General features: G+C 74.6%; 3 protein-coding genes. All 3 read left to right on the top strand.

Annotated features, from left to right (window positions below; translation table 11 throughout):
- Nucleotides 1–744 (top strand): electron transfer flavoprotein subunit alpha/FixB family protein (locus ACFV8H_RS41275; RefSeq protein WP_380409909.1); only part of this gene is annotated, 744 nt, incomplete at its 5' end.
- 181 nt (nucleotides 745–925) lie between these two features.
- Nucleotides 926–2347 carry an acyl-CoA synthetase gene (locus ACFV8H_RS41280; RefSeq protein WP_380409911.1) on the top strand — a complete coding sequence of 474 codons (1422 nt, stop codon included), beginning with the start codon at nucleotides 926–928 and terminating at the stop codon, nucleotides 2345–2347.
- Between the two features lie 333 nt (nucleotides 2348–2680).
- A complete protein-coding gene (locus ACFV8H_RS41285; protein WP_380409913.1) occupies nucleotides 2681–3562 on the top strand; it encodes a C40 family peptidase in 882 nt (293 codons plus the stop codon).
- Nucleotides 3563–3617 lie beyond the last annotated feature (55 nt).

Raw genomic sequence — 3617 nt, forward strand, 5'->3', positions numbered from 1 at the left:
AAGGTGGACGCCCTGGCCCAGATCGCCAAGGCCAACGACGTGGCCGCCGTCCTGGTGACGTCCTCCGGCGAGGGCAAGGAGGTCGCCGCCCGCGTCGCGCTGCGGATCGGCTCCGGCATCATCACCGACGCCATCGACCTGGAGGCCGGCGACGGTGGTCCGGTCGCCACCCAGTCGGTGTTCGCCGCTTCCTTCCAGGTGAAGTCCACGGTCACCAAGGGCGCCCCGGTCATCACCGTCAAGCCGAACGCCGTCGCCCCGGAGGCCGTCGCGGCCGCCGGCGCGGTGGAGAACGTGTCGGTGGAGTTCACCGGCAACGCCGCCAAGGTCACCTCGCGCACCCCGCGCGTCTCCACCGGCCGCCCCGAGCTGACCGAGGCCGCCATCGTGGTCTCCGGCGGCCGTGGCGTCGGTGCCGCCGAGGGCTTCGGCGTGGTCGAGGAGCTCGCGGACGCGCTCGGCGCGGCCGTCGGTGCCTCGCGCGCCGCCGTCGACGCCGGCTGGTACCCGCACAGCAACCAGGTCGGCCAGACCGGCAAGCAGGTCTCGCCGCAGCTCTACATCGCGGCGGGCATCTCCGGTGCCATCCAGCACCGGGCCGGTATGCAGACCTCGAAGACCATCGTGGCTGTCAACAAGGACCCCGAGGCCCCGATCTTCGAGCTGGTCGACTACGGCGTGGTCGGCGACCTGTTCCAGGTGCTGCCGCAGCTCACCACCGAGGTGAGGACCCGCAAGGGCTGATCCCCGCGGGACGGGTCCCCAGGACCGGAGGGCGTGGTACCGGGTGCTCGGTACCACGCCCTCCGTCGTCGTGCCCCGGGTCTCGGGGAGTGCCACGCCGGCCCGTAGAGTCGGCCCGACGGCGCCCGGGCGCGGGAGCCTCCGGCGCGAACAGGGCGAGGACGAGGGCGAGGACCGAAGCATGGCACTGCTGACGGCACTTCACGGCGACCACGGCGACGCGGCGGACGCGCTGCGGATCGACGGCCGGACGCTCTCCCGGGAGGAGCTGCTGGGCGCGGCGACCGCGGTGGCCGACCGGGTGGCCGGGGCCCCCGCGCTGGCGGTGCTCGCCCGGCCCACCCTGGAGACGGTCACCGCCGTGGTCGGCGGGCTGCTGGCGGGCGTCCCGGTGGTGCCGCTGCCGCCCGACTCGGGCCCCAAGGAGCGCGAGCACATCCTGCGGGACTCGGGCGCCGTGCTGCTGGCGCACGCCGTCGGGGAGGACGCGCCCGACGCCGGGCCGGTGGCGGCCCTGCCCGTCGACCCCGTCGAGCGTTCGGCGACCACCTACGCCGAACCGGCCGCCGACGCGACCGGTTTCGTGCTCTACACCTCGGGCACCACCGGCGCGCCCAAGGGCGCGGTGATCCGGCGGGCGGCGATCGCCGCCGACCTGGACGCCCTCGCCGCCGCCTGGCAGTGGACCGCCGAGGACACCCTGGTGCACGGGCTGCCGCTGTTCCACGTGCACGGGCTGCTGCTCGGCGTGCTCGGCGCCCTGCGCACCGGCAGCCGGCTGGTGCACACCGGACGGCCCACCCCGGAGGGGTACGCGCAGGCGGGCGGCAGCCTGTACTTCGGCGTGCCCACCGTGTGGTCCCGGTTGGCGGCGGACCCCGAGGCGGCCGGGCGGCTGGCCCCGGCCCGGCTGCTGGTCTCCGGCAGCGCGCCGCTGCCCGTACCGGTCTTCGAGAAGCTGGCGGCGCTCACCGGGCACGCCCCGATCGAGCGCTACGGGATGACCGAGTCGCTGATCACCGTCAGCACCCGGGCGGACGGCGAGCGGCGCCCCGGCAGCGTCGGGCTGCCGGTGGACGGGGTGCGCACCCGGCTGGTCGGCGAGGACGGCGGGCCGGTGCCGTACGACGGGGAGAGCGTCGGCGAACTGCAGGTCAGCGGCCCCACGCTGTTCAGCGGTTACCTCAACCGGCCGGACGCGGACGCCGAGGCCTGGACGGCGGACGGCTGGTTCCGCACCGGGGACGTCGCGGTGATCGGGGCGGACGGCTTCCACCGGATCGTCGGCCGGGCCTCGGTCGACCTGATCAAGAGCGGCGGCTACCGGATCGGCGCGGGCGAGGTGGAGGCCGCGCTGCGCGACCACCCGGCGGTCGCCGACGCGGCCGTGGTCGGCGCGCCGGACGAGGACCTCGGACAGGTGATCGTCGCGTACGTCGTGCCGGACGGCGCCGTGACGGGGGAACAGCTGACGGCCTTCGTGGCGGAGCGGCTCTCGGTGCACAAGCGCCCGCGCCGGGTCGTGCTGGTACCCGAACTGCCCAGGAACGCACTGGGAAAGGTGTTGAAGAAGCAGCTGCTGACGGAGCACCGAGGCCACTGATGAGGGGGCGTCGGGACACGCCCGGCGGTGACGGGTGTTCACCCTGATGCGCCGTCGGGCCCGGAGCCCGGGAAACCTTCCTTTGGCGCACTCCACTGCGCGCGGTGAGCGGACGCGTGCCTAACGTGACGAGCAGGCAGAACTGAATCCACGGGAGACATGCCGCGGCCCCCGGTCGCACGGCCGGGGGCCGCGGCATGTCGGACCGGGGACTGCCGAGGGTACGGACCGGCGCTGCCGGGGCGTACCGCGTGTCCGCAGCAGTTTCCGCAGCCGCCCTTCCGGCGGCCGTACGCCGCAGTGCGTTCGCAGCAGTGAAGGAAGTCAGCAGGGATGACCACCGTCAACACCGGCGCACCGGATGCCGCCGACGAACCGACCGGGCAGCACGCCCCCGCCGCCCGCCCCGCCACCGCCCGTCCTTCGCGGGCCGCGCGGATCCGCCGGGGGATAGGCATGGCGGCCGTGATCGCGGTCGGCGTGGGGACCATCGGCCTCGGCACCGGGGTGACGCCCGCCGCGGCCGAGAAGGCCCCGGCGCACGCCGGGTGGGACGGCTCGCGGTACTGGTTCAAGAACAGCCAGGGGCAGTGGCGCTGGACCACCCACTACAGCGTGTACGTGGCGCGGACCAGCGGCGGCAAGTCCTCGGCGGGGTCCTCGTCCTCCGCGAAGCCCGCCAAGTCCTCGAGCGGCGGGATCAAGCAGGGCTGGGACGGTTCGCGGTACTGGTTCAGGAACAGCAAGGGGGAGTGGCGCTGGACCACCCACTACGACATCTACCTGCAGCGGACCGGCGGTTCCTCGTCCTCCTCCGGCTCCTCGGGGTCCTCCCACGAGGTGGCCGTGGACGGCGACGTCGAGACCGCGGTGGAGTACGCGCTCGCCCAGCTGGGCAAGCCGTTCCGGACCGCCGGCAACGGGCCGGACGGGTACGACTGCTCGGGCCTGGTGCAGCAGTCCTTCCGGCGCGGCGGCATCGACCTGCCGCGGGTGGCCAACGACCAGTACGAGGCCACCACGCCGATCAAGGCGAGCCAGCTGCGCCGCGGTGACCTGCTGTTCTGGTCGCCGGACGGCACCGCGCGGGGCATCCAGCACGTGGCGATCTACCTGGGCAACAACCGGTACGTGGAGGCCGCGCGGCCCGGGACGCTGATCCGGATCTCCGGGATCAGCAGCGGGTACTACCCCGCGTTCATGGGGCGGCCGTAGCGCCCGGGGTGCGGGGCGTCCGGCCCCGGGGCCGGGGGCCCCCCCCCCCCCCCCC

It is taken from the genome of Kitasatospora sp. NPDC059827 (genome assembly GCF_042731675.1).
Classification (GTDB): domain Bacteria; phylum Actinomycetota; class Actinomycetes; order Streptomycetales; family Streptomycetaceae; genus Kitasatospora.